The 4639-nt window shown below is 69.6% G+C and carries 5 protein-coding genes; all 5 read left to right on the top strand.

The genetic code is table 11. The annotated features are described in order from the left end of the window. Window positions 1-224 precede the first annotated feature (224 nt). The 5 genes from OXN85_04145 to OXN85_04125 all read left to right on the top strand — a co-directional run bounded on the left by OXN85_04145 (window position 225) and on the right by OXN85_04125 (window position 4514). Window positions 225-1403, top strand: coding sequence for a membrane dipeptidase (locus tag OXN85_04145; GenBank protein MCY3599148.1), 1179 nt, complete (start codon window positions 225-227; stop codon window positions 1401-1403). Window positions 1404-1405: 2 nt separating this feature from the next. Then, complete coding sequence (locus OXN85_04140; GenBank protein ID MCY3599147.1) at window positions 1406-2047, top strand: hypothetical protein; 642 nt, start codon at window positions 1406-1408, stop codon at window positions 2045-2047. Between the two features lie 51 nt (window positions 2048-2098). Next, window positions 2099-2884, top strand: coding sequence for an amidohydrolase family protein (locus OXN85_04135; protein ID MCY3599146.1), 786 nt, complete (start codon window positions 2099-2101; stop codon window positions 2882-2884). A 30-nt stretch (window positions 2885-2914) separates the two neighbouring features. Then, on the top strand, window positions 2915-4126 hold the full coding sequence (locus tag OXN85_04130; GenBank protein ID MCY3599145.1) for a 6-bladed beta-propeller: 1212 nt from the start codon (window positions 2915-2917) through the stop codon (window positions 4124-4126). A gap of 97 nt (window positions 4127-4223) precedes the next feature. Then, on the top strand, window positions 4224-4514 hold the full coding sequence (locus tag OXN85_04125; protein MCY3599144.1) for a hypothetical protein: 291 nt from the start codon (window positions 4224-4226) through the stop codon (window positions 4512-4514). The last annotated feature ends 125 nt before the right edge of the window (window positions 4515-4639 follow it).

The raw sequence follows: 4639 nt of genomic DNA, 5'->3' as shown, positions 1-4639 counted from the left end.
CTGAAAACGAGGAACAAAAACACGTAGGTCTTCAGATAGCCGTAGTGAAGCAATCCGGATCCGCAGAGATCATCCCACCCGAAGGGGAGGACCTGCAACTTCAGTGATCGCCTGACACCACCCGGCCTCGCACCGCCTTCGCGGCAGCCACCGAGTTGACGGCACTGGTCGCCGACCCATCTTGACCGCATCAGCGAACTTGGCGGAGGGAGGGTTGCTGCGGAATGATCACAAGCCCGACACGCATTGCGCGGAGGACCTTTCTCGCCACTGCCGGCGGGCTTGCGCTTGCGGCGACGGGCGTGGCGGGTCGGGTCCGGGGGGTGCCGGGGCGGCGAGTTCAGGCGGATCTGTTTGTCGTCAACATGTTGGGGGGGATTCGGAACCCGAATCGGCAGGGGTCGCGGGGGGCTCTTGGTGGCGATCCCGCGGACGGGCCACTCACGCTGGATGAGAGGGCGCTCGCTGATGCCTTGAATTCGAGGACCGCGGCCGTCAACACGACGATCGGGTACGTGGCCGGGCTGCAGGAGCCGTTCGAGTACTCGGTCGCAGACGTGGCGCGCTGGAACCGGATCATTCGGAACCATCCGGAGGCGCTCCTCAAGGTTCGGGCGGCGAGCGACATTGAGCGTGCCGCCCGCGAGGGCCGGGTCGGCATCATCCAGGGGTTCCAGAACGGGGCCATGATGGGGGACGACGCGGGGCGGGTCGCCGTCTTCGCGGGGCTCGGCGTCAGGATCATCCAGCTCACGTACAACGGCCCCAACCAGTTGGGGCATGGGTCGATGGTGCCGGAGAACGGGGGGCTCACGGACTTTGGCCGGGACGTGGTCGCCGAACTCAACGCCACCCGGACGCTGGTGGACCTCAGTCACAGCGGCGAGCAGACCTGTCTGGACGGGATCGACGCGTCCGCCGCGCCGGTCGCGATCACCCACACGGGATGCCGCGCGGTGACGGACCTTCCCCGCAACAAGACGGACCGGGAGCTGCGACTCGTCGCCGAGGGCGGCGGGATCGTCGGGATCTACTTCATGCCCTTCCTCGCGGCCGACGGCATGGCCGTGGCGGAGGACGTGGTGCGGCACATCGAGCACGCGGTGCAGGTGTGCGGCGAGGAACACGTCGGGATCGGCACCGACGGCGGGACGACGGCCGTGGACGATCTCGACGCGGCGTACGAGGCGGCCCGCCGGGAGGTCGAGGCGCGGCGCAGGGCGGGGATCAGCGCGGCGGGGGAGCGCCCCGGCGTCGTCCCCTTCATCCCGGATCTTCAGGGCCCCGACCAGTTCCGGCAGCTGGCCGGCATGCTCGCCGCGCGCGGACACTCGTCGGAGCGCATCGAGCGAATCCTGGGGCTCAATGCGCTGCGCGTCCTGCGCGACGTCTGGGGAGAATGAGGATGTGGAGACGGGCCGCGCGCGGGCCGCTGGCATGGACGGCGGCGATGGCACTCTCCGCGCTCGCCGCCCCCCTCGCGGGCCAGTCGCGGAGCGGGGAACCGCCGCGGAATCCGAACGCGGAGTCGGAGACGATCATCTACGAAGGGGTCTCCGTGTTGGACGGCACCGGTGCCGCGCTCATGCCGGACATGTCGATCGTCGTCCGCGACGGAAGGATCGCGGCGCTCGCCCCGACCGACGAACTGTCCCCCGACGCCTGGCCCGAGGCGGAGGTCGAGGATGCGCGGGGGCTGTACGTCATCCCGGGACTGATCGAGAGCCACACGCACCTCGCCACGCTCGCGGACCGGGCCGCGGCCGAGTTCGAACTCAACCGGTTCATCTACGGGGGCGTGACGACGGTCCGGGACATGGCCGGCGACGTGCGCGCGCTCGCGGAACTCCAACGGGCGGCCCTGGTGGGCGAGATCCCGGCGCCGGACATCCACTATGCGGCCCTCGTCGCCGGCGAGTCCTTCTTCGTCGACCCGCGCACGCGGTCCTCGTCGATGGGAGAGGTGCCCGGGCGCGTCCCCTGGCTGCAGATCGTGGACGCCGAGACGGATCTGGCCCAAACGATCACGCTGGCCCGCGGCACCTAGGCGACGGGGCTCAAGACCTACGCCTCGATCGAGGGTCCCCTCCTGACGCGGATCGCCGCGGAGGCCCGGCGCCAGGGGATGCCGGTCTGGTCGCACACGCACGTCGGCCCGGCCCTCCCGATGGACGTCGCGAGAGCGGGCGTCACCTCGATGTCCCACGTGTGCAGCCTGGCGAGCGCCGCGATCCCGGACGAAGTGCTGGCGGAAGCGCTCGCGGGCCGCCGCTCCGGCAGGGTCGACGTGGACCTCGACGATCCGCGCATCGACGCGGTCCTCGAGGAGATGAAACGCCAGGGCACGGTGCTCGACGCGACGCTCAAGGTCGGCTTCTTCCGCGAGCAGATGACGATGATCCGGGACAGCGCCGCCGCGCCTCCCGCACCGAGGCCGGGTGCCGCGAGGGAAGGGCCGGACGCGCCGCCTCCCGATCCGCGCCGGCGCGGCGTTCGGGCCGCGTGCAGCGCCGAGGAGAGCATTGGCCTCACGCGCCGCGCCCATGAGGCCGGCGTCCTGATCGCGGCGGGAACCGACGCCCCGCCGGCCCCGGGCGCCGAATGGCCGGCCCTCTACGACGAGCTGGCCTACCTCCACGAACGGGTGGGCATGCCCATGGCGGACGTCATCCAGGCCGCCACGCGCAACGGCGCGCTCGCCATGGGTCTCGCGGAGGAGATCGGGACGGTAGAGGAAGGGAAGTATGCCAACCTCGTCTTCCTGCAAGAGGACCCCACGGCACGCGTAGAGAACCTCAAATCCATACACTTCACCCTGAAGCGCGGCGGCCGCTTCGACCGGAATGAATTCAAACTCGGCACCCCACCCTCTCGCCGCCCCTGACGGGTGGTGCGACCTGAACGGAGTCTCTTCATGTCGGACGCATCGCTTCCCTCCCGGAAGCCACGATGGTCGCGCGGGTCCGTCCCGTGGGTCGCCTTTCCCCTGTGCGTGGCCATTTTGCTCTGGGTCACCTCCTGCACCGATGGCGATGCCCCGGAGCTGGAGACGGATGTTCCCACGTTCGAGGGGACCGTAGACCTCGAGATCGGGGAACTCGACGGCGCCGAAGCGTATCTGTTCAGCCGCATCGCCTCGGTGGCCGAGGATTCGCTGGGGAGGGTCCTGGTCGTCGACCGGGAGGTGAGCGAGGTCCGCGTCTTCGATCCGGGCGGTGCCTTCCTCTTCCGCCTCGGCGGGGAAGGGGACGGACCCGAGGAGTTCAGGGGTCCCTGTTGCCTGGGGTTCTCTCCGGAGGGCGAACTGTGGGTGCGCCAGGCGGCGCGCTACACGGCCTTCGAACTGGGAGACGCGGCCGCCACCTACCTGCGCGTCCAGCGGCGACCGTTCGGCGGGCAGGGAGGGGCCGCCCCCGTGACCTTCGACGCCGAAGGGAGGCTCGTCGACATCGGCTCGCTCCGGAGTTCGGGCGAACCGTTCGTCCACGGTCGCGTCCACGTGAACGCGGACGGGAGCGCGGACACGGTCGTACTGCGGGAGCCGGAAGCCGCGGCCGAAGGGCACCGGACCGTGGTCGTCGACATGAGCGGGTTCGCGGAGGGTTTCAGCGGCACCGCCCAGTTGTACCTCTACCAGCCGTACGGGCCCCTGTGGCTGCGGGCCCACGGGCCGGGGGGCGCCTGGGCCAGCGCCTCGCGTTCCCACTACGCGGTCGAGTTTCACGCCGCTGACGGTTCCGTGACGGAGATCATCGGTCCGCCCGACCCGGGCCCGCCCCTGAGCCCGGAGGAGCGCGAGTACGCCCGGAGCCGCCTGGAGCGGGACATGGAGCGGGGGAATCTCGACGAGCCCGCCTTCGAGATCCCCGAAAGGAAGGGGCCGGTCGCCGACATCTTCTTCGATCAGGCGGGTCGACTGTGGGTCGAGAAGGCCGCGGCCGACGGCGCGGAGATGGTCGAAGCGGACGTCTACGAAGGGGCCGCCCTCGTCGCCCGCTACCGCTGGCCGAGTCGCGTGGATCCGGGAGCGGTGCCCTGGGCCACGGGAACGGCGCTCTACGGCGTCACCACCGACGAACTCGGCGTCGAGCGCGCAGCCCGAGTCCGCTTCGAACGGAGGCCGTGACGCGAGCCGCTCGCCATAGGCGCGATTCCTCTGGTCTCATTGCGTCACGTTCCACGCATTCTTACGCTGTGGATCACATTAACTGTGAGGCTGTGTCATGAGGAACATCACCGTATCCGTGGATGAAGAGACGCATCGGATGGCGCGCGTCCGGGCCGCGGAGCTGGATACGTCGGTCTCGGCGCTCGTCAGGGGATACCTGAGAAGTCTTGCCGCTGAGGATGGGGTGGCGGCTGGAGGCGACTCGCGTGCTGTGGAGACGCCCAACGAGCGCCGGCGCAGGCTTCTGAAGGAATTGCGCGAAGACATCCGTGCCACCAGCGGGGGCTTCCGGGCGTCCGACAACATCCCCCGCGACGAGCTTTATGAGCGCCGTGCGGTTCGTTGATACGAACGTCCTCATCTATGCGGCGAGCCTTTCGGCCGAGGAAGCCGGCAAGCGTCGCGCCGCACACGCCCTCCTGAACCGAGAAGACCTGGCCCTCTCGGTGCAGGTCCTTCAGGAGTTCTACC

Source organism: Candidatus Palauibacter australiensis (assembly GCA_026705295.1).
In the GTDB taxonomy this organism is placed as follows: Bacteria; Gemmatimonadota; Gemmatimonadetes; order Palauibacterales; family Palauibacteraceae; genus Palauibacter; species Palauibacter australiensis.
Note: the sequence above shows the minus strand (reverse complement) of the source record. Positions and strands in the feature narration are given on the sequence as shown.